This window comes from Amycolatopsis sp. NPDC004169 (assembly GCF_040610315.1).
Classification (GTDB): domain Bacteria; phylum Actinomycetota; class Actinomycetes; order Mycobacteriales; family Pseudonocardiaceae; genus Amycolatopsis.
On the sequence record NZ_JBEXMD010000030.1, the window covers coordinates 100,919 to 126,742 of the forward strand.

The following is a 25,824-nucleotide window of genomic DNA, read 5'->3' on the forward strand; positions in this document are numbered from 1 at the left end:
AGTAATATCGCGCAAGAACGTATCGAAACTGTGCCAGGGATCAGCTGGCTTCTCGACAGGCCCCTCCAGATAAGCCCGAACAGGTCATCGGCGAGCTGTTCCCCTTAGTACGAGGTGCAGAGGAGAACGGGGAAGTCCTGCGTGTCCTCGACGATGTCCAGCTCAAACTCGACCATTTCAATCCTCCGAAAGGTGAATTACCTCTGATTGATGGTTCAAATTTGCGATTTCCGCCCCAGTCCCCATGCGACTCGGAACCGAGCCGTGATCGCTCCCCGATGCTAGCAGGATCTCTTCCAGAATGCCAAGGTAACGTTCAGCGGTATGCCATTCGGGCTAATTGCACGCTCTTCCGGCCGTACAATTCTGATCGCCTGACAGGCAACGGGAGGCCTTCAATTGATCATGGTTTCCGCTTGTGCCCGTAGGTATCCGGTCGTCGGCTCGCTATAGTGATCTCCGTGATCGGCGGGGATGCACGTGCGGACGATCAAGAAACAGTGCGCGAAGCGCATTACCACTCTTCTGTTGTATTGTCGGGCGAATTCGCGGATCTTACCTGAATGTAACAAAGGGGACGGGTCGATGGTGAGCACGGTCGAGCGGTTGAACCGCTATGCGAAGCTGGCAGTGGAGGTCGGCGTGTGTCTCCGGCCGGGTCAGGACCTCTTGGTCGAGGCGGCGGTGGAGCACGCACCACTCGCCCGCAGCGTGGCACGCGCGGCCTACGCGGCAGGCGCCCGTTACGTGGATGTCCTGTACAACGACCAGCAGATCCTGCGCGCGCAGGTGGAGTTCGGTGCCGACGAGGGCCTGGGCTGGGCGCCGCCCTGGCAGGTCATGCGGCTCGAAGAAGGCAGGCGCCGGCACGTGTGCCGCATGGTGATCGTCGGCGACCCGGACCCGAACGCGATGGCGGGCTTGGACGGCGGCCGGGTCGCCCGCGCGGACGCGATCGACGTCCGCAAGGAACACCTGCGTGGCATCAACGAGCGCGCGGTCGCCTGGTCGATCATCGCGTGCCCGACCGAGGGGTGGGCCGAAGCGTTGTTCGGCGAACCCGACGTCGATCGGTTGTGGGGGCTGATCGAGCGAGCCGTGCGGCTGGACGAGCCGGACCCGGTCGCGGCTTGGCAGGAGCACATGGCGCGGCTGGAAGCGCGCGCGAAGGCCATCACCGAGCGGCACTTCGACGCCATCCGGTTCCGCGGACCCGGTACCGACCTGACCGTCGGCCTGTTGCCGGCCGCGCGCTGGGGAGCCGCGGTCTTCGAGACGGAATGGGGGCAGAAGCACCTGCCCAACCTGCCGACCGAGGAGATCGGCACGGTCCCGGACCTCCGCCGCGCCGACGGCGTCGTCCGCGCCACCCGGCCCCTCTACGCGGGCGGCGTCGAGGTGCGGGACCTCACCCTGCGCGTCGCGGGCGGCCGGGTGGAGGAGGCGAGTGCGTCCGCCGGCGAGAAGACGATCCACCAGCTGATGTCCCGGGACGAAGGGGCGACCCGGTTCGGTGAGGTGGCCCTGGTGGACGCGACGTCGAGGGTGGGCGAGCTGAACACGCTCTTCCGGACCACGCTGCTCGACGAAAACGCGACGTGCCACCTGGCTCTCGGCAACGGCGCGCCGTTCGCGGTGGAGGACGCGCCGGCGAACGATCCGGTGGCCCTGCGGGAAATCGGCATCAACCAGTCCAGCATCCACCTGGACTTCATGGTCGGCGGTCCGGAGGTGGAGGTGGACGGCATCGAGCAGGGCGGCACCGTGGTTCCGCTGGTGCACGGCGACGAGTGGCAGCTGGATGCCTGAAAGCCCCACCGTCGCGGAAGAACGGCAGCTGCTGCAGCTCAACCACTGTTACGGAGTGCTGGACGCGGTGACCGCCGACGCGGTCGCCGCGTCCGAATACCTGCGGACGTTCGCCGGCTGCCACCCCCGTACCACGACGGACGACAGCCGGACGTGGACCGGGTGGTACGTGATGGGCCGCACGACGTACCTGGAGCTGTTCAGGGCCGGCGACGTGCCCGGTCGGGAAGCCGCGCTCGGTTCGGCGGGAGTGGGCCTGTCCGTGGAGAGCGCGGGCGAGCTGGCCGCGGTCGCCGGCAGGCTGCCGGAGCTCGGGGTGCCGACGCCGGTCGAGCGCCGTCACCCGCGCGATTTCGGTGACGGGGTGCTGATTCCGTGGTTCCGGGCCGTCTACACGACGCAGATCTACGACGCGTTCCGGGTTTGGGGAATGGAATACGAACAATCGTATTTCGCCGACCCGCGCAGCGGGAGCGGGCCCGAGGCCCACCCCGGCGATGTCGGCCGTGAGCGCTACCTCGACAGCTACCGCCGATCACCGCACCTGCTCGACTTCACCGGGGTCAGGGTCGCCGTCACCGCGGACGACCTCGCCGGCAGCGTTCCCCTGCTGCGGGCGGGCGGGTACACAGTGCGGGAAGGACCCGGGGGTGTGGTCGCCGAAGGAGGCGGCGCGGTGCTGCGGTTCGACGCGGTACCGCGCGCGGCCGCCGGGCTGCGTCAGGTGGACATGGCACTGGTCGAGCCGATGCCCTTGGTGCACAGCGAAGAGATCGGCAACTCCACCCTCACCGTCGGCCCCGGCCAGCGCGCGGTCTGGACCTTTGCGGCCAACGCGTGACCGGCGGCGCCGGGGCCGCCGCCCAGCCGCGGTTCGGCGTCGTCAACCCGCCGTTCGAGGTCGCGGGCATCAGCGCACGGCTCGCGTTCTTCCGCGACCCGTGGGGCACCGTGTTCGAGCTGTCCGAGCGCGTCGGGTGAGCCACCGGAGGCCGCCGCGGGTTTGTCCGGCGGTGGCCTCCGGTGTGTTCTAGTGCCGCAGCCAGACCGCCGTGTCCGTCGGCAACGTGTCAGTGACCTCGCCGCTGGCCAGGAGGACTTCCCCGGCCGGCAGCGGGACCGGCGTGGCCGAGAAGTTCAGCGCGAACGTGAACCCGGTCCCGATCCGGAACGCCAGCACGCCTTCGCCCAGCGAAAGCCACTCGAGCGCCCCCGCGGGAAGCGACCGGCGGATCCGCAGGCCGTTGCGGTACAGCGACAGCATCGACGCCGGGTCCGCCGCCTCCGCCTCGGCCGTGTACTCGCTCCAGGAAACCGGCTGCGGTAGCCAAGCCCCGCCGCTGCCGAAGCCGAACGGGGGCTCCTCGCCGGACCACGGGATCGGCACCCGGCAGCCGTCGCGGCCGGGGTCGGTGCCGTGGGTGCGGGCGAAGACCGGGTCCTGGCGCAGCTCGTCGGGGATGTCCAGAACCTCCCACAGCCCCAGCTCCTCGCCCTGGTAGACGTACAGGCCGCCGGGCAGGGCCAGCGTCAGCAGCGCCGCCGCCCGGGCGCGCCGGGTGCCGAGCGAGAGGTCCACCGGCAGCTCGTGCAGGCGGTTCGCGAAGCTGAACCCCGTGTCGCCCTGTCTGCCGTAGCGGGTGACGTGCCGGGTGACGTCGTGGTTCGACAGCACCCACGCCGCCGGTGCGCCGACCTCGTCGTGCGCGCGCAGCGTGCGGGTGATGACGTCCCGGAAGCGCTCGCTGTCCCACGGGCAGACCAGGAAGTCGAAGTTGAACGCCGAGTGCAGCTCGTCGCGGCGCAGGTAGCGCGCGGCCCGCGACATGTCCGGCAGCCACATCTCGCCGACCAGCACGCGTTCGCCGCCGTAGCTGTCGGCGATCTTGCGCCACGAGCGGTAGATCTCGTGCAGCCCTTCCTGGTCGGAGAACGGCGTCTCGTCGCCGTCGTCGACGTCGGGCAGGTGCGGGTCCTTGACCAGACCGTCGGCGACGTCGATGCGGAAGCCGTCCACGCCGCGGTCGAACCAGAAGCGCAGCACGTCCTCGAACTCCGTGCGGATCTCCGGGTTGTCCCAGTTGAAGTCCGGCTGGCGCGAGCTGTAGAGGTGCAGGTACCACTCGCCGTCGGGCACCCGGGTCCATGCGGACCCGCCGAAGCGCGACTTCCAGTTGTTCGGCGGCTCGCTGCCGTCCGGGCCGCGGCCGGGCCGGAACCAGAACCGCTGCCGCTCCGGCGATCCCGGCCCGGCTTCCAGCGCGGCCTGGAACCAGCGGTGCTCGTCGGAACAGTGGTTGGGCACGATGTCGATGATCACCCGGATGCCGCGGGCGTGTGCCTCGGCGATCAGGTCCTCCGCCTCGGCGAGGGTGCCGAACAGCGGCTCGATGTCGCGGAAGTCGGCGACGTCGTAGCCGCCGTCGTCCATCGGCGACGGGTACCACGGCGTGAACCAGATCGCGTCGACCCCCAGGTCGGCCAGGTGGTCCAGCCGGGCGCGGACGCCGGCCAGGTCGCCGACGCCGTCGCCGTTGCCGTCCGCGAAGCTGCGGATGTACACCTGGTAGATCGCCGCGCTCCGCCACCAGCCGGTCTTGTCGGTCACGAAAGTGCCCCTCCTGCTTGTCGTGGAAAGGAAGGCCTCAGCCCTTGATGCTGCCGGCGGTCAGCCCGGCGAGGATCTGCCGCTGGAAGGCCAGGAACAGCGCCACCATCGGCAGGCTGGCCAGCACCATCCCGGCGACGAGCACGTTGAGCGGCATGTCGATCGCCACCCGCTGCAGCATCACCGAGAGCGTCTGCTTTTCGGTGTCCGGGAACACCAGCAGCGGCCAGATGAAGTCCTTCCACGCGGTGACCACCGCGAGGATCGACACCACGGCCAGTATCGGCCGCGAGATCGGCAGGATGATCCGCCAGAGCGTGCGCACCGGGCCGGCGCCGTCGATGCGCGCGGCCTCGATCAGCTCGTCCGGTATCTGGTCGAAGAACCGCTTGAGCAGGTAGATGTTGAACGCGTTCGCCGCCGCCGGCAGCCAGACCGCGGCCGGCGAGTTGATCAGGTTGAGGTGCAGCAGCGGCAGGTCCGTCACCGTGACGTACGTCGGGACCAGCAGTGCGGTGGCGGGCAGCATCAGCGTGGCCAGCATGAGCCCGAGCACGACGTTGCCGAACTTCGGGCGCAGCTTCGACAGCGCGAACGCGGCCGGGACGTCGATGGCCAGCTGCGCCAGCCACGCGCCGCCCGCGACGATCAGCGTGTTGAGGAAGTACTTGCCCAGGCTCAGCTGGTCCCACGCGTCGGCGAAGGTTTCCGGGTGCCACTCGTGCGGGACGAGCGTTGCCGGCGTCTGCGCCAGTTCCTGCGGTGACTTCAGCGCGCCGGTGACGACCCAGTAGAGCGGGAACATGAAGGCCAGCAGGAAAACCAGCAGGGTGCAGGCGAAGACGACGCCGTAGACGACCTTGCCGCGCGGGCTGCGCAGCGCGCCGGGGGAGACGAGGGTCCTCATGACTGGTCCGCCTTCCGCGTCAGCCGGACGTACCACGCCGAGAACACGCCGAGCGCCACGAACAGCAGCAGGCTCATCGCGCTCGCCGAGCCGAAGTCGTTGTAGACGAAGGCGTAGCGGTACAGGAGCAGGAGCACGGTCACCGTCGAGTCGTCCGGGCCGCCGCCGGTCATCACGTACGGCTCGGTGAACACCTGCATGGTCGCGACGACCTGCAGCAGGAGCAGTACCAGCAGGACGAATCGCGTCTGCGGGAACGTCACGTGCCGCAGGCGCTTCCACAGACCGGCGCCGTCGAGCTCCGCGGCTTCGTAGAGCTCGCCGGGGATCGTGCCGAGCGCGGCGAGGTAGATGAGCGTGGTGCTGCCCATGTTGGCCCACGTCGAGACGAAGACCAGGCTCAGCATCGCCGTGCTGCTCGAATCCAGCCACTGGCCGCCGGGCAGGCCGACCGCCCCGAGCGCTGAGTTGAACAGGCCAGGACCCGGGTCGTAGAACCACTTCCACATCAGGGCCGTCACCACGGGCGGCAGCATCACCGGCAGGTAGACGGCGAGCCGGAAGAACGCCTTGGCGTGGCGGAGTTCGTTCAGCAGCACCGCGGTGAGGAACGGGACGGCGAAGCCGAAAACCAGCGCGAGCCCGGTGAACAGCAGCGTGTTGCGCCAGGCGACGCCGAACAGCGGGTCTTCGAACAGCTTCGTGAAGTTGTCGAAGCCGACCCACGTCGGCGCGTTGACGAAGTCGACCTGCTGGAAGCTCAGCAGCACCCCGCGGACGATCGGGTACCAGGAGAACAGGGCGAACACCACCAGCGCGGCGCAAAGCAGGCCGTACGCGGTGAGGTTCTCCTTGATCTTCCGCTTGAGCGCGGTGCGGCGCCGCTCTTCTTGCGAGGCAGCCGGGCGCCTGGCCCGCGACGAGGATGTCGCGGGCCAGGCGAGCAGGCTACTTGACCTGGGCGAGGACACTGTTGACCTTCGACGACGCGGACGACAGCTGCTGGTCGATGTTCGCGCTCTGGTCGGTCAGCACGGCCTGCATCACGCTGTCGAGCGCGGCGTAGATCTGCTGCGCGTTCGGCGGCTCGATGCTGCCCTTGATCCGGCTCGTGGTGTCCACGTAGGACTGGAAGTTCTTCGCGGGAACGTTGGCGTACTTGGCCTTCAGGGCCAGCTGCTGCTCGCGGACGGAGCCGGTCCAGACGTCGGGCGTCGGCTCGGCGGGCAGGCCGACCGGCTGCTTGCCGTCGACGTACTGCTGGATGTGCTTCTCGAAGCGGTCCGGGTTGAGGTACTTCCACTGGATCCACTCGAGGCCGGCCTTCACCTTCTCCGGCGACGCCTTCGGGTTGATCATGTAACCCTCGCCGCCGAGCAGGGTGCCCTGGCCGCCGGGCATGCCGGCGATGCCGTAGTCCTCGTACTTGCCGTTGAACTGCTTGACGAGCACGGGAACGTTGTCCGGGGCGGCCATGTACATGCCGAGCTGGCCTGCGCCCATCATGCGCTGGACGTCCTGGGCTTCGAGCAGCTGCTTGGCGCCCATGGAGTTGTCGGTCCAGCGCATGTCGTGCAGGTACTGCAGGGCCTGCTTGCCCTTCTCGTTCGCGAAGTCGGCGACCCACTTGTCGCCGTCCTTGCGGGCGACGTCGCCGCCCATCGAGTAGAGCCAGCCGGTGAGGTGCCAGCCGCCCTGGTTGTTCTTGCTGTAGTCGGCGTACCCGACGACGCCGTTGCCCAGCGCGGAGATCTTCTTCGCGGCTTCGCGGACTTCGTCCCAGGTCTGCGGCGGCTTGTCGGGGTCGAGCCCGGCCTTCTGGAACAGCGGGCGGCTGTAGAGCAGGCCCATGGTGTAGTTCATCGTGGGCAGGCCGTAGAGCTTGCCGTTCGCATCGCGGAAGTTGTCCAGTAGTTCCGGCTTGATGTCGTTGACGTGCGGGACGCTCTTCGCGGCTTCGGTGATGTCGGCGGCTTGGTGGCGCGCGATGATCTGCGCCGGGTCGGTGAAGTAGACGTAGTAGACGTCTTCGAGCTGCCCGCCGGCGAGCTTCGCGGAGAACGTCTTCGGGTCCATGAACCCCTCGTGGGGCTCGATCTGGATGTTCGGGTGGGACGCCTCGAACTCCTTGACGTCGGCGTCGAACACGCTGCGCTCGAACGGCTGGCTGGTCGGCGGCTGCCCGGTGACGGTGATCTTGACCTTCCCGCCGCTCTGGGCGGCGGTGTCGCCGTCCCCGCAGGCGGCGGCGGTGAGGGCGAGCCCACCTGCGGCGAGCAGGCAGAACATCCGTCGGGTGGCGGTTCTGGACCAGGGACTGCTCATCTCAAGCCTCTTCTCGGGGTCGCGACGGCTGTCACGTGATTGCGGTCACTCTAAAGTGGGAGACCAGATCGGCGCAATAAGCCGACGAGACTTTGCAAGTTACGAACAGGCCGCGGACGCCTGGTGTCGGAAGGGACGACACGCGTGATTGGGGGTCGACTCGCGTGATTGAGAGGTCGACTCGCGTGATCGGAGGGTCGACACGGGGCTGAGCTGTGTCGACCCTCCAAGCACGCGTGTCGGCTGGGGGATCACGCGTGTCGTCCGGATGCGGGCGCAGGAAAAAGCGCGACGGCTCGCAAGCCGTCGCGCTCTCGAAAAACAGGTCAGGCAGTCCGGCGCGCGGTGGATCCCCGCACCACCAGCTCGGGCGCGAACAGCAGCTCCTCCGCCGCCACTTCGCCCCCGTTGATCCGCTTGACCAGCAGCTCCACCACCGCGCGCCCCATCGCCTCGATCGGCTGGCGGGTGGTCGTCAGGGGCGGGTCCGTGCAGTTCATCAGGGCCGAGTCGTCGTAGCCGACCACCGAGATGTCCTCCGGCACCGACAGCCCCTGCCGGCGGGCCGCGCGGACGGCTCCGAGGGCCAGCAGGTCGCTCGCGCACAGCACCGCCGTGGCACCCCGCGGGTACAGGCGGGCCGCCGCCGCGTGGCCGCCCTCGATGGAAAACATCCCGTGCTCGACCAGTTCGTCCAGCACCGGCAACCCCAGCTTCGCCGCGTAGGCGCGGAACGCCTCGAGCTTGCGCTGCGACGGCACGTGGTCCGTGGGGCCGAGGACCAGGCCGATCTTCTCGTGCCCGAGCGAGCTCAGGTGCCCGACCACCTGCTCGACGGCCACCGCGTCGTCGCACGAGACCTGGGGCAGCCCGAGGTGGTCGACCGCCGCGTTGATCAGCACCGTCGGGAGCCGGCGCTCGACCAGGTGGTGGTAGTGCGTGTGGACCGCGTCCGCCTGCGCGTACAGGCCGCCGGCGAACACCACGCCCGACACCTGCTGCTGCAGGAGCAGCTCGACGTACTCGGCCTCCGACACCCCGCCCGCGGTGCGCGTGCAGAGCACCGGGGTGAACCCCTGCTGGGCCAGCGCGTTGCCCATGATCTCGGCCAGCGCCGGGAAGATCGGGTTCTGCAGCTCCGGCAGCACCAGCCCGACCAGGCGGGCGCGCTCGCCCCGCAGCTGGGTGGGCCGCTCGTACCCCATCACGTCCAGCGCGGTGAGCACGGCGGCCCGGGTGCTCGCGGACACCCCGGACCGGCCGTTGAGCACCCGGCTGACCGTGGCTTCGCTGACCCCGACCTGGCGGGCGACTTCGGCAAGGCGACGCGTCATGGCTGAAACTTTACAGCAACCGAGCGCAAAAGTACGACGGCCTACTTCGCGACGAGCAGCAGACGCGGCACTGGTCCTCCCCCCCCCGGATGATCTCCGGGGCGATGCTGGTGCAGCACACGGCGGCCCGAGGGTTCCGTGCGGAACCGTCGAGCCGCCGTGCCGGATCGTCACATCAGGCCGCTGCCACCTCGAACTCCGACACCTGGCCGGCGGGCCAGCCGGTGTTGCCGGTGAACGTCAGCCGCACGAACCGCTGGGACGTCGTCGCGAAGGACACCGACGCCGTGTTGCCGGACGCCGGGTCGAACGCGTAGCCGCGGGAACCCACCAGCGTCGTGTACGAGCCGCCGTCGGTGCTGCCGGAGATCGTCACCGTCTGGGTGCGCGCGCCCCAGGCCGAGGACGGCGGCAGCTTCAGGGTCACCTTGTTGATCGCCGCCACCGCGCCGAGGTCCACGGTCAGCGTCTGCGGGAACGCGTTGTTCGCGCTCTCCCAGTAGGAGTTCGCGTCACCGTCGTTGGCGTTCGACGGCGGGAACCCGCCCTGCGACCCGGACGCGGTGATCGCCTTCCCACGGGCGAGGTTGGTGCCGGACTGCGGCGGCTGCGGCGGGCCCGAGTTCGGCGCGGGCCAGGTCGAGCAGTCGCCCCAGGTGCCGGTCCAGCCGCTGTTGCCCGACCCGCTGAACGTCATCTTCGGGATCGAAGTCGGGTAGGGGCAGTTGTACGTCCCGGTCACGCCGACGCCGGACGCGGTCAGGTTGCTGATCGACACCGAACCCTGCGTCTGGGACTGCGCCACGAACGTGCCGGCGCCCTGCACCGAGACGCCGTCGATGGTGATGCCCTGGATCGGCTTGCCCTGCCCGTTGCCGTCGATGAACTGGATGGCTTCGTACGGGCTCTGGATGGCGGTGAAGCCCGTGACGCGGATGGTCACGCCGGTGATCGCCTGGTCGCGCGCGTCGAACCACAGCGCGCCGACACCGAACTGCCAGTTCGGGTCGAGCGCCCCGGCCCGCAGCGCGGTGTTGTTCGACAGCGTCACCGTGCCGGACAACGGCACCGAATTGAACCGGTTCGCGACCAGGTAGCCGCCGCCGAGTGCGTTGGTGTCCTGGACGAGGTTGCCGCTCACCGTGTTGTTCGAGCCGCCGTAGAGCGCGATGCCGTTGGCCAGGTTCGGCTGCACGACCGTGTTGTTGACCAGCGAGTTGCCGGAGTCGGCCTGGCCGTTGGACCACAGCGCGAGCCCGTCGTCGCCGTTGTTGCGCAGGTAGTTGTTGCGCAGGGTCGAGTTCGTGACGGCGCCGTCGAAGTTGACGCCGTCGGCCTGGGTGTCGAGGATGCGGTTGTTCTCGATGGTGAGGTTCGACGAAGCGCCGTTCATCAGCCACAGCCCGCACTTCGTGTTCTGGATCCACAGGCCGGACACGACCGAGCCGGAGCCGAGGACGCCGTGGAACGCGTTGTCCGGGCTGCCGTCGTTGCGCTCAGTGACGTCACCGAACACGGCGAAGTCGTAGAGCTTGATGTTCCCGGACGCGCTGCCGTTGTTGAAGATGTTGTTGCCGTGCAGCACGGTGTACCACTGGCCGGCGCCGCGGACGGTCGTCTGGTCGATCTGCAGGGCCGAGCCGATCTCGAACCGGCCGGACGGCACCCACACCTCACGCCCCTGCGAACGAGCTGCCGAGAGCGCGTTGCGGAACGCCTGCGAGTCGTCCGAGGAGTCGTTCGCCGTGGCACCGTAGTCGGTCACCGACAGCGCGTTCGCCGGTTTCGTGCCCGCGCCGCCGACCTGCTCGAAGTCGGCGAGGTCGATGGTCGCCTGGCCGACGTCACCGGAGTCGGCCTGCACCCGCACCTTCGCGCCCGCGGCCAGGTTCTGCCCGAGCAGGAGCCGGGCGTCGTCGAAGAAGTGGTGCGTCTTCGCGCCGGGGATCCAGCCGGTGTCCACATAGGAATACCGGGAGGTGACCGGCAGGGCCAGCCTGGTCCCGTTGACCAAGACCGTGAGGCGGCCCGAAGAGCCGTCCGGGACGCTGTAGTGGACGTTGATCGAGTTCGCCGCGGCGGGCAGCGTGAACTCGACGTACTGGCCGGTGGTGATCCGGACGGCCTGCCGCCCGGAGGCTTCCGAGGCCGGCGATGCCTGCGTGTAGTCGGGGCCGACGGCCGAGCCGTTGGTCGCCGAGCACTCGGCTTCGACGGTCCGGAACGGCACGCTCGCGCCGCCGGAAGCCGTGGTGGGACAGGTGGCTGCGGCGGCCGGAGTGGCGCCGGAGAGGACGGTCAGGCCGGACGCGGCGAGCGCGGCGGCGAGTAGCGCCGGGATGCGGGACATCGTCATCACCTCTCAGGACGAATAGGCTTCGAGTTCGGACAGCTGCCCGGCGGGCCAGCCGGTGTTGCCGGTGAAGGTCAGGCGCAGGGTGCGCACCGACGTCGCCGGGAACGTCACGGTCGCGGTGTTGCCGGACGCCGGGTCGAACGAGTAGCCGGCCGCGGCCTTGACGCCGTCGACCGAGATCGTCTGCGTGCGGGTGCCCCACGCCGAGGACGGCGGCAGCTTCAGCACCAGCCGCGAAACGGTGACCGTGCTGCCGAAGTCCACTGTGTACGACTGCGGGAACGCGTTGTTCGCGCTTTCCCAGTAGGAGTTCGCGTCCCCGTCGACCGCGTTGCCCGGCGGGAACCCGCCCTGCGAGCCGGTCGCGCTGACGCTCTTGTGCAGCGCCAGGTTCCCGCCCGGCTGGGTCGGGGTCGTGGTGGTCGTCGGCGGCGTGGTCGGGGTCGTCGTGCCGCCGTTGTCCGAGCCGTACACCGGCGTCGGCCACGATCCGCAGTACGTCGTCGTCCAGCCGGAGTTGCCGCCCTGGTCGGCGAGGCCGCTCAGCGCGTCCGGGCCCATGCAGTTGTAGACGCCCGCGCGGCCGACCCCGGTCGCGACGACGTTCTTCACCGATCCCGTCGGCTTGGCCTGGATCTGCCAGGCGAACGTGCCGGCCCCGGAGATCCGGACGTTGGTGAAGTGCACGTCGGTCGTGGCGCTGTCGATGAACTGGATGGCCTCGTAGTTGTTGTCCTGCAGGTCGAGGTCGGTGACGTCGATCCGGCCGGTGATGGCCGAGTCGCGGCCGTCGAACCAGAGCGCGCCCACGCCGAACTGCCAGTTCGAGTCGAGCACGCCGGTGCGGATCGCGGTGTTGCGCGCGACGGTGGTGGTCCCCGACAGCGGCACCGCGCTGAACCGGTTGGCGACGTGCAGGCCGCCGCCCTGGTCCTGGTTGTCGGCCACGACGTTGTCGGACACGGTGTTGTCGTGGCCGCCGTAGACGGCGATGTTGTTGGCGAGGATCGGCAGCAGCACGGTGTTGAAGGAGAACGTGTTGTGGTGGTCGGCGTCGTGCTCGGACCACATGGCCAGGCCGTCGTCGCCGGTGTTGCGCAGGAAGTTGTTCGTCACGGTGACGTTGCTGATGCCCTGGTGCAGGTTCAGCCCGTCGGCGGTCTGGTCGAGGATCCGGTTGCCGGACACGGTGAGCCCGTCGAACGGCCCGTCGAGCCACAGCCCGACCTTCGTGTGCTGCAGCCACAGGTTCTGCACGACCGAGCCGCCGCCCAGCGCGCCGCCGATGGCGTTCGACTGGTCGCAGTCGACGCGGGCGTCGACCTGGCCGATGATCGCGAAGTCGTAGAGCTTCACCGCGCTGCTGGTGCCCGGCACGGCCGGGTTGCCGGGATACGTCGACGTCCCGCAGCTCGCCGGTTCGCCCTTGCCGAAGATGCCGGCCCGCGGCCCGGTGAGCACCGAGTACCAGGGGCCCGCGCCGCGGATCGTCACCTGGTCGACGGTGATGTGGTGGCCGAGGGTGAAGGTGCCGGACGGGATCCAGACCTCTTTGCCCTGGCTGCGCGCGGCGGACACGGCGGCGTCGAACGCGGCCGCGTCGTCGCCGGTGTCGTTCGCGGTGGCACCGTAGTCGGTGACGGACACCGAGTTCGCGGGCCGGGTGGCGGCCGCGCCGACCTGCTCGAAGTCGGCGAGGTCGACGGTGACCGGGGTGACGTCGCCCGCGTCGACCTGCAGCCGGATCTTGGTGCCGGCCGGGTACGAGGTGCCGAGCAGCGCGCGGGTCTCGTCGTAGAAGTGGTGCGCGTGCCCGTCGCCCGGGTTGTTCGTGAACGGGTACGAGCCGTAGTACCAGGCCCACTTCGACGTCAGGGCGATGTCCCGGTTGTGGGCGCCGCCGACGTAGAGCGAGATCGTGCCGTTGACGGAATCCGGGACGCTGTACCGGAAATCGATCGAGTTCGCGGGGGCGGTGAGGGTGAACTCGACGTACTGGCCCTGGCCGGAGAGCGTCACCGCCTTCCGGCCGGAGGCTTCGCCGGCGAGGGTGCCGGCGGCGCGGTTCGGGCCGATGACCGATCCGTTGGTCGCGGCGGTTTCCGCTTCCTGTTCGACGAACGGCACGGACGCACCGCGGGCGGCGGCGAGGGCGGTGCTTTGCGCCGGAGCGGCGGCGATGGTGAGCCCGGCGGCGGCGATCACCGCCGTGGCTAATGCACCGAAGCGAATTTTGGGCGCACTCAAGACAGAGCTGAGGGACATGGGCGGCACTGGCCTTTCCGCAGCAGGTGGGGACCTCTGTGATCCGGATCATACGAATCGCGGACAGGAAATCGCAATACTTGAACGAACTTACGCAAGTTTGCGACAGGAATTGACGGCTGGGCCGCATGCCCGACGTCCGCTTACGCCCGGCGGAGCAACGCCCCCACCGGCGGCCTGCGCTGATACTTTTCAGTCATGAGCCAGCGACGTGCGGACGGCAGCGCCGGGGACGCCGACTACGGCGCCATCGGCGGGGTCTACACCGACTACCGCAAGCCGGATCCCCGGATCGGCCGGTACATCCTCGACGCGCTGGGTGACGCGCGGACCGTGCTGAACGTCGGCGCGGGCGCGGGCGCGTACGAACCCGAAGACCGCGAAGTGACCGCGGTCGAGCCGTCGGCGTCGATGCGCGCGCAGCGCCCGGCGGGGCTGCCGCCTGCCGTGGACGCCGTCGCCGAGAAGCTGCCGTTCGGGGACCGGGCGTTCGAAGGCGCGATGAGCACGTTCAGCGTCCACCAGTGGAACGACCTGTGGACCGGCCTCAAGGAGATGCGCCGCGTCACCCGCGGTTCGATCGCGGTCCTCACCTGCGACCCGGAGCGGCTGCGCCGGTTCTGGCTGCTCGACTACGCACCCGAGGTGATCGAGACGGAGGCCCGCCGCTACCCGTCGGTCGACGACATCGCCGACGGCCTCGGCGGCCACACCTCGGTCATCGGCGTGCCGATCCCGATCGACTGCACGGACGGCTTCAACGAGGCCTACTACGCCCGCCCGGAACGCCTCCTGGACCCGGGTGCGCGGCTGTCGTGCTCGGCCTGGAGCTTCGTCGACGACCGCGTCCACCACCGGTTCGCCGCGGAGCTGCAGCACGACCTCGACGACGGCACGTGGGAGCGCCGGTACGGCAAGCTGCGCGAGCAGCCGGCCTTCGAGGGCTCGCTGGTCCTCGTCGTCTCGACCCCGGCGCCGTGACACCGCCCCGGTTCGACCCGGAGCTGGCGCCGGTCATCACGGCGTTGCGGGCGCTTCGCCCGTCGCTGTCCCGGCTGGACGAAATCCCGGGCCGCCGCGAGCTGAACGCCGCGGACAACTGGACCGTCGAGAAGCTGGCCGCGGCCCACCCGGCGTACCGGGTGTCCGAGGAGCACGCGGGCGAGGTCCCGCTGCTGGTGCTGCGCCCGCCCGAGAGTGTGGGCGTCCTGTACTACGTGCACGGCGGCGGCTTGATCGCGAGCAGCCACCTCGGCCAGGACGCGCGGAACGTGCTGGCCTGGTCGGGCGAGCCGAACCTGACCGTCGTCTCGCCGGGCTACCGGCTCGCGCCCGAGCACCGGTACCCGGCGGCGCTCGAGGACTGCCGCGCCGGTCTGGAGTGGACGGCCGAGCGCTTCGCCGGCCCGCTGGTGCTCGGCGGGGTCAGCGCGGGTGGCGGGCTGGCCGCGGCGCTGGCGCTGCTGGTCCGCGACCGCGGCGGACCGGCACTGGCCGGTCAGCTGCTCGCCTGCCCGATGCTCGACGACCGCAACGACACGCCGTCGGCGATCGGCCTCGACGGCCACGGCCTCTGGGACCGGACGGCGAACCTCATCGGCTGGACGGCCTACCTCGGCGACCGCCGCGGCACCGCCGACGTCCCGGCCTACGCGGCCCCGGCCCGGGCCGAGGACCTCTCCGGCCTGCCGCCGGCGTTCCTCGACGTCGGCGCGGTCGAGACGTTCCGCGACGAGGTCGTCGCCTACGCCAACCGGATCTGGCAGGCGGGCGGGGACGCCGAGCTGCACGTGTGGCCCGGCGGTTTCCACGGCTTCGACTCGCTCGTCCCGGAGGCGGCGATCAGCCGGGCGGCCAGGGCCGCCCGGCGGACGTGGCTGCGCCGCCTACTCGGCCAGTAGCTCCTGCAGCTCTCGCACCGCGACAGCGAGTTCGTCGGCGAAGCGGTACATCTCCGCCGAGACGTGCTTCGGTGTGCTCAGGTAGATGTTCCAGCGGTCCGGCAGCAGCACGTACGCGATGCCGATGCACTGCGGGCTGGTCGACCCGAACCCGAAGTACCGGATGTTGACCGACGGCGCCGAGCTGGTGCTCAGGTAGTCGTTGCGCGTCTTCAGCCAGCCCGGCGAGGAGAACAGCGCCGGGTCCGGGGTGTCCCCGCGGCGCTTGCCGATCAGCTGCAGCTCCCACAGGTGCTGCTCCGGCGCGTCCCCGGCCTGGCACTCCTTCGCCCGCGCCACGTGCTTCGCCGCCGCCGCGCGGAACGCCGCTCGCTTCTCGTCGCGCGAAGCGTCCGAAGTCATGATGTCGGCGAAGTGCACGACCTCCGGCGTGACCACCCGCATGGCCTCGGTCCGGCCGTTCTGGAACTGCCGGGTCGCGATCGACTCGTACGTCGCTCCCGTCAGGCCCTTCGCGCGGCGGTGCGCCAGCTGGTACGACATCTGCGCGAAGGCGTCCGGGGACATCCCCAGCTCCTTCGCCCTGTTCGCGCCGAAGTCGAACGACACGGTCTGCGTCGCCGTCGCGTCCGCGTACGCCTTGAAGTCCGCCGCGGCGGCACGCGCGTCTTCGCGGAGTGCGTCGGTCAGCGTGAACTCGACGACTTCGTGGCCCGGAACGCCCGAAGCGGACTCACGCGCTTCGCGTGCGCCGCTCAGCAGCGCGTCGGTGAAGCCGAGGATCGTGGTGCCGTCGAGTTCGCAGTGCTCGACGTTGATCCCCGCGGTGCCGTCCTCGAACACGACCAGCGAGACCGCCTTGTCGTACCAGCGGTTCTGGCCGTACAGCAGCCGGTCGCAGGCTTCTTGGGCGTCCGACGGCGTGGAGTCGTCCAGGCACAGGCAGAACAGCGCGGTCTCGATGGTCTCCAGCGCGGCGGCGTTGCCCGCTTCGATCAGCGCGGCCCGCGAAGCCGCCCACTCCGCGCGCGCCTTCGTCGTGAAGGGCCCGGCCGGGACGTCGGTGACGTGGTCGTCCTTCAGGATCGCGCGCAGCCCCTCGGCGATCTGCGCGGGCGAGTACGGACGCCCGTCTCCGTCGATGACGTCCATGCGCAACGGCGTGCCCTTCGAGAACACGACGATGTGCCGCTCGGGCGACGGGAACCGCGTGCGCGCGGTGTCCAGCAGCGGGCCCGGGATCCGCGTGGCCGAGAAGAGGTACTTGTGCTGCACCATCGACTGCGGCGTGCCGCGCAGGAGCACCGGCGGCACGAGTTCGTCGTCGAGCTTCAGCTTGTAGTCCACGGCGGCCGCGGTCAGCTCGGCCGCGCGCTCCACCTGGCCGAGCGGGGAGTCCTGGAACAGGAAGAAGAAGTTGGCGTTGAGCGCAATCCGGTCGCGGCGGCCGAGGTAGCGGTACGGCCAGAACGTGTCGAGCCAGCTGCGCACGCCCGGCGAGCGGTCGTACTCCTCGAGCCGCGCCTGCAGCTCCGGGCCCGGGCCCGCCACGAACTCGGCCAGCGCCGCTTCGGTCTCCGCCAGCTCCTCCGGCGTCAGCAGCGGGGCGCACCATTCGAGGAAGCGGCGGCGGCTGTCCTCCAGCGTGGGGACGGGGACGCGGGGAAGGCGGTCCTCGTTGCCGAAGGTGCGGGTGGACCATTCCGGACTGCTCACGGTCATCCTTCTTCGTCGGAGTCGGCGAGGGCGGCCGCGAGGTCCGCGGCCGAGCCATCAGGACGGGAAACATACAGCTGCGCGTAGAGCCACCCGTCGGACTCCAGTCCGGTGGGGTCGACCCCGGCCGCGCTCAGCGTGTCCAGGATCTGCGTCTGCTCCTCGCCGGAGGCGAACTGCCGCTGCCGGAAGACGCCGCCGACGCGGGCGGTGTCGTACCCCAGCCCGGCCAGGCTCTCGGCGATCGGCTCGTAGGAGAACATCCGCAGCACGAAGTGCGCCATCCACGGCCGCGCGCCGCGCGCGACCCGGGAGAGCGTCTTCTCGGTGACGTACCCGACGCAGCCGGTCGAGACGACGACGTCGACGTCGTCCAGCAGCTTCTGCTGGGTGCTGTCCGGGTCGTCGCGCTCGAGGTCGGCGTGGATCGCCTCGTCGAGGAAACCGGCGGACAGCGCGTATTCGAGCGCCGGAGCCGAGCTGTCGAGGCCGTAGAACCGGGGGTTGCCGGTGCGGATGCGCTTGCGGTCCACTTCGACCAGCCCGGCGTGGTCCAGCGCGCGCACGGCCGGGTCGGTGTAGTGGGCGTAGAGGTCGTCCATCGTCGCTTCGCAGCGCTGCAGGGCCGCGTTGACGCCGTAGGAGCAGCCGACGTCGAGCACGGTCGGCCGCCCGGCGGGGTGCTCGGCGACCAGCTTCGCGAAGTACGGCTTCGCCAGCTGCGGGATTCCGTAGCCGACTCGCTTGAGCGTGCCGAAGAACGGGCGGGGGTCGGGCGCGGTGTAGATGTGGTCGAACGAGATCTTGCCGGTCGAGTCGAAGGGCACGGGCCAGGCTCCTCTAGTCGAGCAGTTCGTCGCCGCGGGCGGTCCGCTCCGCGAGGTGGGCGGGCAGGACGCGGCCGAACAGCTGCCGGGTCCGCTCCGCGCTGCCGATGACGCCCGGCCGCTCGCTGTAGGCGAAGATCGCCGAGTGCCGCGCGATCGCGCCCGCCACGGTACTCACCCGGTGCAGCGCGAAGCGTCCTTTGAACAGCTGCAGGTCACCGGGCCGCAGGTCCAGCCGCCGGACCGGCCGGGTGTCACCGGCCAGCACCGAGCGCACCGCCGGGAAGTTCTCGTCGGTTGCGGAGCGGATGTTCGGGCAGTACTCGAAGATCCCGCCGTCGTCCGCGGCCTGCGTCAGCATGCTGACGGTGTGGGTGTTCGTGTCGAAGTGCCACGGGTGCGCGCGGCCCGGGGCGATCACGTTGAGCGTCAGGCCCGACAGCGGGTCGGCGAGCTCGTGCAGCTCCGGCAGCCCGAAGCAGTCGGCGACGAACCGCTGGAACACCGGGCTGGTGTAGAGCCGGCTGATGATCGAGGACGCCGGGATGCGGTCGCGCGCGACGAAGGCGTTGCCGCGTTCCATGATCGTCCGGCCGGGGTGGTCTTCGGGCAGTGGCTCGCCGACCGCGGTGTTGTAGGCGTTGACCTGCTCGATCTTCGTGTACGCGTGCGGTTCGAGCGCGGCGCACTCCGCGCGCAGGACGTCGTGCAGCTCGGGGCGGATGAAGTCGGCGAGGACGCTGCAGCCGGCGTCGGCCAGCTCGGCGCGGGTGCGGCCGACCGTCTCCCGCCAGGCCGGGCTGTCCGGATCGGTGAGCGGGTAGCGGTCGGTGTCGACCATTTCCAGTGGCGCTACGGAGGTGCTCATCGTCGAGGTCCCTTCCGGCGGGTGAAGGAACAGAGTTAGCACAGAATCCCGCTGGTCAACCGTCGGTTTGTGAGCGGTGACACAGGGTTGTCAGTTGCCGATCCGGCTCGCCCAGGCGCTCAGCTCGACGGTGCCGGTGGTGCCGAGATCGGTCTCCAGCGGCTGCTTCTGCACCGGCTCCCCGGGGATCGGGACCACGGCGATCGCGGCGCCGGTGTGCTTGTCACCGCTGGTGACGGTGGCCGACCAGGCGAGCACCGACAGCGCCTTCTCACCCGGCTGGAGCGTGAGGTCCTGCGGGCCGGGGTCCGGGGCGAAGTAGGACGTCTCGTGCCGCACCTCGACGTCGAGCGGGCTGCCGTCGGCCGCGAGGATCTTCAGGTCCGGGTAGCCGGTGACCTTGCGCGGCACGGTGTCCCGGTTGGTCAGCGTCAGGACGCTCGCGCGGTGCCCGAGCCCGGCTTCCACCTGACCGACCGAAAGCGACAGACCCGTGGGCGGCGGCGGCCCGTACGTCGGGCTCGGCGGCGGCGGTGTCGGGGCGGGTGGTGGCGGTGTAGTGCCGCAACCCGCGAGAAGCACTACGACGAGAAGTGGTGTGAAGCGAGAAACCCCCATGCGGCGGAAGGGTAGCGGGCGCCCCGGAAGGCGCCCGCCTCACCTCACGGCGTGAGCAGCGGCAGCAGCGGCTTGCGCACCGCGGTCGCGACGCCGTCCGACGCCTCCGCGGCGGCGAGCCGCTCGGCGCTCGGCCTGCCGTAGCCCGTCGTGCGCTGGACCAGCGGGCGGCCCAGCGGCTCGACCATCGCGCGCATGTCGCTGATCGTCTTGTACGACCCGTTCGACGCGCCCGCCATCCGGCTGATCGTCTCCTCCATCAGCGTCCCGCCGATGTCGTTGACGCCGCCCTGCAGCACCGCGCGGCTGCCTTCTTCGCCGAGCTTCACCCACGAGCTCTGGATGTTGTCGATCGTGCCGTGCAGCAGCAGCCGGGCCAGCGCGTGCACCGCGCGGTTCTCGCGCAGCGTCGTGCCAGGGCGGGCGAGGCCGGCCAGGTAGATCGGGGCGCTCTGGTGGATGAACGGCAGCAGCACGAACTCGCTGAACCCGCGCCGGCCGTGCTTCTCGAGGCCCTCGCGCTGCAGCCGCGCGAGCAGCTTGAGGTGCGCGACCCAGTGCGCCGGGGTGTCGACGTGGCCGTACATCATCGTCGACGTCGTCGGCAGGCCCACCTCGTGCGCGGTGGTGACCACCTTGATCCACTCCGACGTCGGCAGCTTGCCCTTGGTGAGCACCCAGCGGACGTCGTCGTCGAGGATCTCCGCGGCCGTGCCCGGCAGCGAGTCCACGCCGGACTCCTTGGCCGCGATCAGCCAGTCCCTCAGCGAGAGGTTGGTCCGCGAAGCGCCGTTCACGACCTCCATCGGGCTGTAGGAGTGCAGGTGGATCTCCGGCTGACGGCGCTTGACCTCGGCCGCGAGGTCGAAGTACGCGGTGCCCGGCAGGTCCGGGTGGATGCCGCCCTGCATGCAGATCTCGGTCGCGCCCGCGGCCCACGCCTCGTCGACGCGGTCGCCGACCTGCTCCAGCGAGAGCGTGTACGCGTCGGCGTCGGTGCGACGCTGGGCGAAGGCGCAGAACCGGCAACCCGTGTAGCAGACGTTGGTGAAGTTGATGTTCCGCGTGACGACGAAGGTGATGTCGTCACCGACCGTCTCGCGCCGCAGGTCGTCGGCGATCCGGGTGAACGCGTCGAGTTCCTTGCCGTCGGCGTACAGCAGCGCCAGCGCGGCGTCGTCGGACAGGCCCGCCGGGTCCTTTTCCGCGCTGCGCAAGGCTTCCAGGATGTCCGTGTCGAACTTGGCCGGCCCGGTCTTGATCCGGTCGCCGATCTCCTTCCAGTCCCCGTACACCGAATCGAAGTCGCTGCGGCGGTCCTCGGTGCGGCCGCTGGTGTCGATCTCGGTGTGCAGGTCGGTGCGGCCGGACTCCTGCCAGCCGCCGTCCGGCTCCTGCCACGGGATGCCGACCGGCATCGCGCCTTCGCGGGCCAGCCCGGTGTCGTAGTCGACGAGGGCGGCGACGTGCCGGGTGATCCGCGGGTCCAGCCACGGCTCGCCCGCCTTGACGTACTCCGGGTAGATGGTGAGGCGTTCCTTGAGCTCGAAGCCGGCCTTCTCGGTGCGGCGGGCGAGCTCGTCGATCTGCGGCCACGCGCGTTCCGGGTTGACGTGGTCCGGGGTCAGCGGCGAGACCCCGCCCCAGTCGTCGATGCCGGCGCGGATCATCAGGTCGTACTGGTTGCCGATCAGGTTCGGCGGCGCCTGGATGCGCATCTTCGGGCCGAGCACCAGCCGCGCGACGGCGATGTTCGCGGCCAGCTCTTCGAGGTCGGCGTCCGGGGTCGCGCGCATCTTCGTGTCCGGCTTGGCCCGGAAGTTCTGCACGATGACTTCCTGGATGCCGCCGTAGGTCTTGGCGACCTTGCGGATCTCGAACAGCGCGTCGGCGCGCTCCTCGAACGTCTCGCCGATGCCGATCAGGACCCCGGTGGTGAAGGGGACGCTGCTGCGTCCGGCGTCTTCGAGCACCCGCAGCCGGACCGCGGGGTCCTTGTCGGGCGAGCCGTAGTGCGGGCCGCCCTTCTCGCTCCACAGCCGGGTCGCGGTGGTCTCCAGCATCATGCCCATCGACGGCGCCACCGGCTTGAGCCGCTGGAAGTCCTGCCAGGTCAGCACGCCCGGGTTGAGGTGCGGCAGCAGGCCGGTCTCCTCCAGCACCCGGATCGCCATCGCCCGCACGTAGGACAGCGTGTCGTCGTAGCCGTGCGCGTCGAGCCACTCGCGGGCGGCCTTCCAGCGGTCCTCCGGCCGGTCGCCGAGGGTGAAGAGGGCTTCCTTGCAGCCCATCTCGGCACCCTTGCGGGCGATGTCGAGGACCTCGTCCGGGGACAGGAACGGGGATTCGAGCCGGCCGGGCACGGTCACGAACGTGCAGTAGCCGCACCGGTCGCGGCACAGCCGGGTCAGCGGGATGAACACCTTGCGGCTGTAGGTGATGACGCCGGCGCGCCCGGCTTCGGCCAGGCCCGCGTCGCGGATGCGCGAGGCGTACTCGGACAGCTTGGTGAGGTCGTCACCGCGGGCGTGCAGCAGGACGCTCGCTTCGGTGACGTCCAGTGTCTTTCCGTCACGCGCCCGGGCGAGCGCGCGGCGCATCGCGGAGGCGGTCGGGGTGGTGGCGTCGGGTTCGGGTCCCATTCCGCCCACGCTAGGACCGTCCTCGCGCGACCAGCCAGTGTGTGTTGCGCACTCGGCTGCGGTTGTACCCGGACGTGATCGTCGTCGCAGGTCACTGCCGTGCCGTGGTTGTCGATCAGCGGCTCGACGTGTATTACCTAAAGGGTGGCATCGGTGGTCGGCAAGAAGATCGGCGGACGGACGTACTACTACCTCGCGGAGTCCGCCCGGGTGGACGGCAAGCCGCGGGTGGTCACCCAGCGTTACCTCGGCACGGCCGACGAGATCGCCCGCGCCGTCCCCGGCGGCGAGCCCGAGTCGGCCTCGCACCGGCCGTACGGCGCCGTCGCCGCGGTGTGGGCCACGCTGTCCCGGCTGGACTTCGTCGCCCGCGTCGACGACGTCGTGCGCGCGAAGCCGCCGCTGGGGACGACCCTCGCCGTCGCGGTGCTGCACCGGGCGACCGCGCCGGAGACACCGATCGGGGCGTGGTGGGAGACGAGCGCGGCCGCGGACCTCGTCCGGTCCCGGTTGTCCACAGTGGATGGTCTGTGGCGGGCGCTGGAACGCCTTACGCCGGAACGCATCGCGGGCATCGAGGAAGCCGTCTCCGCCGCCGTCCTGGAGCAGCTCGACGACCACGCGGCGCTGGCCGTCGACGTCCCGCAGTTCGCCGCGTTCGCCCCGGCGGACTGCACGCTGCCCTCGGCCTGCCAGGGCGTGCTGGCCGGCGCGGGCCTGCGGGTGACCCGGGACGGCGCGATCCCGCTGGCGTCCCGGCTGTACCGGCGGGACGACGGCACGGCCCCGACGTTCGCCTCGGTCATGGCCGGGCTCGGGCCCGCGACCCTCGTCTTCCACGCCGGCCAGGCGGCCCAGCTGGACCTGGGCTCACGCAGCGGGTTCGTCGGGTCCCTGCCGCTGACCGATCACCCGGAGCTGCTGACCCAGCCCGCGTCCGCCCGCAAGCGCGTCGACCCGGAACGGTTCGCCGGGCTGACCGCGCTGGACACGCACGCGGTCGTCGACGGCGTCCGGCGGCGGGTGATCCTGACCCACTCGGCGACGCTGCACGCGGCGCAGTCCCGTGCGTTCGCCGACGAGCTGGCCACCGCGACCCGGGAGCTCGACGGCCTCGCGGAAGCCCTCGCGGCCGGCACCCACCGCGGCGACCGGGCCCAGGTGCACGCCGAAATCGGCCGGGTGACGCGCGGCCGCCGCATCGAGCGCGTGCTCACCGCCACCCTGAGCGGCAACCGGCCCGGCGAGATCCGGGTGGAACGGCGGATCGACGCCCCGGCACTGGCCCGGCTGGACGAGGAGTTCTTCGGCAAGCAGGTGCTGGTCACCGACCGGGACTGGCCGGTGGCCGAGGTGGTGACCGCCTACCGCGCCCGCACCCACCTCGAATCGACGTTCCGCTGGCTGACCGGCCCCGCCGTCACCGGGCCGACCCCGCGCTGGGAGTGGACGCGGCAGCGGATCGCGGCCCACGGCCTGGTCTCGGTCCTGGCCGCGACGGTCACCCACCTGATGCGGCGCGAGGCGGACCGGGCCGGGATGAACCTGTCCGTCCGCGAGCTGCTCGACCAGCTCGCGGGCATCGGCGAGCTGGTGCTGCGGTACCCCTCGACCGGCGGGCGGCCGCGGGCGAAGCGCCTGCTGACCGGGGCGGACGCCGGCCGGCAGGCGCTGTTCTCCCTGTTTCAGCCCTCGCGGTAGATCTGCAGCGCCGAGAAGCTCTGCACCACCGGCATCAGCTCGATGACGTTGATGTTCACGTGCTTCGGCTGGTTCGCGGCCCAGAGGACGGACTCGGCGACGTCGTCGGCGGTCAGCGGGGTGGTGCCCTCGTAGACCTTGTCGGCCTTGGCCTGGTCGCCGTCGAAGCGGACCTTCGAAAAGTCCGTGCCGCCGACCATGCCCGGCTCGATGTTGGTCACGCGCACGCCGGTGCCGTGCAGGTCGCTGCGCAGGTTGAGGCTGAACTGGTGGACGAACGCCTTGGTCGCGCCGTAGACGTTGCCGCCGGGGTAGGGGTAGGTGCCGGCGATCGAGCCGATGTTGATCACGTGACCGCGCCCGCGCTCGACCATGCCCGGCAGCAGCGCGCGGGTGACGTGCGCGAGGCCGCGGACGTTGGTCGCGATCATCTCGTCCCAGTCGCCGAGGTCGGCCTTGTGCGCGGGCTCGAGGCCCTTGGCCAGGCCGGCGTTGTTGACCAGGACGTCCACCTCGCGCCAGTCCTGCGGGAGGCCTTCGACGGCGGTCTTGACCGCTTCGGGGTCGCTGACGTCGAGGGTCACGGGCAGAACGGCGTCGCCGAGCTCACCGGCCAGCTTCTCGAGCTTGTCGGCGCTGCGGGCGACGGCGATGACGCGGGCGCCTTCGGCGGCGAACCGGCGCGCGATGGCGTCACCGAAGCCGGCGCTCGCGCCGGTCACGAACACGGTCTGCTGGGTCATCTGGTGGCTCCGCTGTTGGTCAGGAAGGTGCTGAGTGCCTCGTCGAACTCGGTCTCGCGCTCCAGGTTAGGCAGGTGACCCGCGCCGTCGATCACCACCAGGGTGGAAGTCCGGATTTCCCGGTGGATGAGCTCGGCCTCGCCGACCGGGGTGAACTCGTCCTCACTGCCCACCACGACCAGGGTGGGAACATCGATCCCGCTCAGCGCCGGCGTGTAGTCGGGGCGCTCGGCGCGTCCCCGGAGCGCGGCCGCGGCGCCCTCCTTCGGCGCGTTGCGCATCATCGTGCGGACGTGCGCCTCGACGTCCGGCCTGGTCGCGCGGGTCTGCTTCGAGATCATCTTGGGGAGGAGTTCCTCGGCGTAGCGCTCCATGCCCTCCTCGGTGATCCTCGCGGCGGTGTCGATGCGCGCCTGCTTGGCCTCCGGGGTGTCGAGGCCGGCGAACGTGTCGGCGAGGACGAGGGCTTCGACGCGGCCGGGGTGGTCCGCCACCAGCTGCATGGCGATCTGGCCGCCCATGGAGAGGCCGCCGAGGACGAACCGGTCCAGGCCCAGGTGGTCGGCCAGGGCGACGAGGTCGGCGGCGAAGACGTCGAGCCCGGTCTTCGCGTCCTGGGCGGGGGACTCGCCGTAGCCGCGGAGGTCGGGGACGACGACGCGGTGGCCGCGCTCGGCGAGGTGCCTGGCCTGGGGCCGCCACATGGAGCGGTCGAAGGGGTGGCCGTGGACCAGCAGGACCGGACGGCCGGTCCCGAGGTCATCGTGGGCGAGGTTCATGCCGCCGACGTTAGGCAGAGCGCTGGCTCCGAGCAATACGGTGCAATGTAGTCGGAGCAATGTTTTCCGGCGCGCATCGGTGGCGCTCGGGGCCGGTTGGGGGCAGACTGGGCCTCGGACGGGCTTCGTCATGGGGTCTGACCTGCGCCGATCTTGTTAAGGGACCCCCCTGTTTCGGGCCCTTTCGGGGCATGTAAAGTTCTCCAAGTCGCCAGGGAAACCGAGCGACAGGGACACGAACCAAGCTCTCGCGGAAAGCGATTGAGTGGGTGGCCCACAAAAACTGCTAGGAATAACTCGCTTCGAGTAAGGCCGCTTGACGGCGGTGCGACTCGGGGTGTGTTGCTTGAGAACTCAACAGTGTGCTAGTGAACTAAGCCAGTAGAGCTTATATGAAACCCCTCGTCGGGGTTTCCTTTGAGAGC

The 25,824-nt window shown here is 70.2% G+C and carries 20 protein-coding genes; 6 read left to right on the top strand and 14 right to left on the bottom strand.

What is annotated here, in order from left to right; all coding sequences use genetic code 11:
- Positions 1–585: 585 nt before the first annotated feature.
- Genes ABZX11_RS32670 through ABZX11_RS32680 form a run of 3 tightly spaced genes read left to right on the top strand, consistent with a single transcriptional unit; the run spans position 586 to position 2,790 of the window.
- Positions 586–1,809, top strand: a complete 1,224-nt coding sequence (locus ABZX11_RS32670; protein ID WP_354920242.1) for an aminopeptidase — start codon at positions 586–588, stop codon at positions 1,807–1,809.
- Entirely contained in the window at positions 1,802–2,650 is an 849-nt protein-coding gene (locus ABZX11_RS32675) for a DUF5829 family protein (RefSeq protein WP_354920245.1), read from the top strand. Before ABZX11_RS32670 ends, ABZX11_RS32675 begins: the two co-directional genes overlap by 8 nt.
- A complete protein-coding gene (locus ABZX11_RS32680; protein WP_354920248.1) occupies positions 2,647–2,790 on the top strand; it encodes a hypothetical protein in 144 nt (47 codons plus the stop codon). Before ABZX11_RS32675 ends, ABZX11_RS32680 begins: the two co-directional genes overlap by 4 nt.
- Before the next feature lie 49 nt (positions 2,791–2,839).
- Here the strand turns inward: ABZX11_RS32680 and ABZX11_RS32685 are convergent, their stop codons facing one another.
- The 7 genes from ABZX11_RS32685 to ABZX11_RS32715 all read right to left on the bottom strand — a co-directional run bounded on the left by ABZX11_RS32685 (position 2,840) and on the right by ABZX11_RS32715 (position 13,544).
- Positions 2,840–4,417 (bottom strand): glycoside hydrolase family 13 protein, encoded by a 1,578-nt coding sequence (locus ABZX11_RS32685; RefSeq protein ID WP_354920251.1) that lies wholly within the window; start codon positions 4,415–4,417, stop codon positions 2,840–2,842.
- 37 nt (positions 4,418–4,454) lie between these two features.
- The gene (locus ABZX11_RS32690) at positions 4,455–5,324 is read right to left on the bottom strand and encodes a carbohydrate ABC transporter permease (RefSeq protein ID WP_176175695.1); all 870 of its coding nucleotides are present in this window, start codon (positions 5,322–5,324) and stop codon (positions 4,455–4,457) included.
- Positions 5,321–6,295 carry a sugar ABC transporter permease gene (locus ABZX11_RS32695; protein ID WP_176175696.1) on the bottom strand — a complete coding sequence of 325 codons (975 nt, stop codon included), beginning with the start codon at positions 6,293–6,295 and terminating at the stop codon, positions 5,321–5,323. The genes ABZX11_RS32690 and ABZX11_RS32695 overlap by 4 nt, the downstream gene beginning before the upstream one ends.
- Positions 6,273–7,649 (bottom strand): extracellular solute-binding protein, encoded by a 1,377-nt coding sequence (locus ABZX11_RS32700; protein ID WP_176175697.1) that lies wholly within the window; start codon positions 7,647–7,649, stop codon positions 6,273–6,275. The genes ABZX11_RS32695 and ABZX11_RS32700 overlap by 23 nt, the downstream gene beginning before the upstream one ends.
- A gap of 326 nt (positions 7,650–7,975) precedes the next feature.
- Positions 7,976–8,983, bottom strand: coding sequence for a LacI family DNA-binding transcriptional regulator (locus ABZX11_RS32705; protein ID WP_354920255.1), 1,008 nt, complete (start codon positions 8,981–8,983; stop codon positions 7,976–7,978).
- A gap of 175 nt (positions 8,984–9,158) precedes the next feature.
- On the bottom strand, positions 9,159–11,339 hold the full coding sequence (locus ABZX11_RS32710) for a discoidin domain-containing protein (protein ID WP_354920258.1): 2,181 nt from the start codon (positions 11,337–11,339) through the stop codon (positions 9,159–9,161).
- Positions 11,340–11,345: 6 nt separating this feature from the next.
- Positions 11,346–13,544: a discoidin domain-containing protein gene (locus tag ABZX11_RS32715; RefSeq protein ID WP_354920261.1), complete on the bottom strand. Its 2,199-nt coding sequence runs from the start codon at positions 13,542–13,544 to the stop codon at positions 11,346–11,348.
- Between the two features lie 258 nt (positions 13,545–13,802).
- On the opposite strand from ABZX11_RS32715, the gene ABZX11_RS32720 reads away from it, so the two are divergent.
- Both ABZX11_RS32720 and ABZX11_RS32725 read left to right on the top strand, forming a co-directional pair.
- Positions 13,803–14,585, top strand: a complete 783-nt coding sequence (locus tag ABZX11_RS32720) for a methyltransferase domain-containing protein (RefSeq protein ID WP_354920264.1) — start codon at positions 13,803–13,805, stop codon at positions 14,583–14,585.
- Complete coding sequence (locus ABZX11_RS32725; RefSeq protein ID WP_354920267.1) at positions 14,582–15,505, top strand: alpha/beta hydrolase fold domain-containing protein; 924 nt, start codon at positions 14,582–14,584, stop codon at positions 15,503–15,505. Before ABZX11_RS32720 ends, ABZX11_RS32725 begins: the two co-directional genes overlap by 4 nt.
- Here ABZX11_RS32725 and ABZX11_RS32730 read toward each other — a convergent pair.
- The 5 genes from ABZX11_RS32730 to ABZX11_RS32750 form a co-directional block, all read right to left on the bottom strand.
- Positions 15,491–17,227 (bottom strand): choline/carnitine O-acyltransferase, encoded by a 1,737-nt coding sequence (locus ABZX11_RS32730; RefSeq protein WP_354920270.1) that lies wholly within the window; start codon positions 17,225–17,227, stop codon positions 15,491–15,493. The two genes, ABZX11_RS32725 and ABZX11_RS32730, sit on opposite strands and share 15 nt — an antisense overlap.
- Positions 17,224–18,048: a class I SAM-dependent methyltransferase gene (locus ABZX11_RS32735; RefSeq protein ID WP_176175704.1), complete on the bottom strand. Its 825-nt coding sequence runs from the start codon at positions 18,046–18,048 to the stop codon at positions 17,224–17,226. The genes ABZX11_RS32730 and ABZX11_RS32735 overlap by 4 nt, the downstream gene beginning before the upstream one ends.
- Before the next feature lie 13 nt (positions 18,049–18,061).
- A complete protein-coding gene (locus ABZX11_RS32740) occupies positions 18,062–18,916 on the bottom strand; it encodes an arpA protein (RefSeq protein WP_354920274.1) in 855 nt (284 codons plus the stop codon).
- A 90-nt stretch (positions 18,917–19,006) separates the two neighbouring features.
- A complete protein-coding gene (locus ABZX11_RS32745; protein ID WP_354920277.1) occupies positions 19,007–19,498 on the bottom strand; it encodes a DUF4232 domain-containing protein in 492 nt (163 codons plus the stop codon).
- An 80-nt stretch (positions 19,499–19,578) separates the two neighbouring features.
- Complete coding sequence (locus ABZX11_RS32750) at positions 19,579–22,176, bottom strand: bifunctional FO biosynthesis protein CofGH (protein ID WP_354920280.1); 2,598 nt, start codon at positions 22,174–22,176, stop codon at positions 19,579–19,581.
- Positions 22,177–22,329: 153 nt separating this feature from the next.
- Here ABZX11_RS32750 and ABZX11_RS32755 point away from each other — a divergent pair, with 153 nt between their 5' ends.
- The gene (locus ABZX11_RS32755; protein ID WP_354920283.1) at positions 22,330–23,877 is read left to right on the top strand and encodes a transposase; all 1,548 of its coding nucleotides are present in this window, start codon (positions 22,330–22,332) and stop codon (positions 23,875–23,877) included.
- Here ABZX11_RS32755 and ABZX11_RS32760 read toward each other — a convergent pair.
- Both ABZX11_RS32760 and ABZX11_RS32765 read right to left on the bottom strand, forming a co-directional pair.
- On the bottom strand, positions 23,862–24,620 hold the full coding sequence (locus ABZX11_RS32760) for an SDR family oxidoreductase (RefSeq protein WP_176175709.1): 759 nt from the start codon (positions 24,618–24,620) through the stop codon (positions 23,862–23,864). The genes ABZX11_RS32755 and ABZX11_RS32760 overlap by 16 nt on opposite strands.
- Complete coding sequence (locus tag ABZX11_RS32765) at positions 24,617–25,399, bottom strand: alpha/beta fold hydrolase (protein ID WP_354920286.1); 783 nt, start codon at positions 25,397–25,399, stop codon at positions 24,617–24,619. The genes ABZX11_RS32760 and ABZX11_RS32765 overlap by 4 nt, the downstream gene beginning before the upstream one ends.
- Positions 25,400–25,824: the final 425 nt, after the last annotated feature.